The organism is Paenibacillus sp. SAFN-117, from assembly GCF_051966115.1.
GTDB classification, from domain to species: Bacteria; Bacillota; Bacilli; order Paenibacillales; family NBRC-103111; genus Paenibacillus_L; species Paenibacillus_L residui.
The window spans coordinates 1-659 of record NZ_JBQCLK010000095.1 but is presented as its reverse complement, the minus strand read 5'-3'; the positions used below and the strand labels follow the sequence as shown (position 1 = coordinate 659).

Genomic DNA, 659 nt, shown 5'->3' with positions numbered 1-659 from the left:
TTCCTTAAACTACCACCTGCTCAAAGCAGGTGGATTTAGACATAAATGTCGACGACTAAAGTCGTAGCGTAAGAGTAAAACTCTTCTAAATGTCCTTACGCTCAAGCGTACTTCAACAACGACTAAAACTCGTCCTCAATCTTGAAAATTTCGTTCTTCTCGCCACTAAATTGATTGGCAATGTAATTTCGAATCATTTCTTCCGTGACATTTCCTACTGTCGCACAAAAATATCCCCTTGCCCACAAGTGTTGACCCCAGTAGCGTTTCTTTAGTTCTGGAAATTCTTCTTGCAGCAATCGCGATGATCTTCCTTTTAGATACTGTACAACTTTACTCGGGGCTAGGCTTGGCGGACAGGACAGCAATAAGTGAATGTGCTCTTTACCTACACTTCCCTGCAATATTCCGATCCTTCTCGCCTCGCACCCTTGCCGGATCAACTCCCGCGTCCTTACCGCCAATTGCCCTTTCAGTATCTGATATCTGTACTTTGTAACCCATATCACATGATATTTGATGTCGTAGACCGCATGACTGTTTTTCTGGTATCCTTCCATACTTTCACCCCTTCAGTAAAAGTATTTCCAGATCCTGTAGGGCTAAAAGCGGATACCGTCTAAAGACGGTGGAGTTGAACCTCGCTTTTGGAAGTTAAA

The 659-nt window shown here is 43.4% G+C and carries 1 protein-coding gene; it reads right to left on the bottom strand.

The genetic code is table 11. The features are described from left to right. Positions 1-122: 122 nt before the first annotated feature. Positions 123-560: an IS200/IS605 family transposase gene (gene tnpA, locus ACTHRH_RS25685; RefSeq protein WP_144873665.1), complete on the bottom strand. Its 438-nt coding sequence runs from the start codon at positions 558-560 to the stop codon at positions 123-125. Positions 561-659 lie beyond the last annotated feature (99 nt).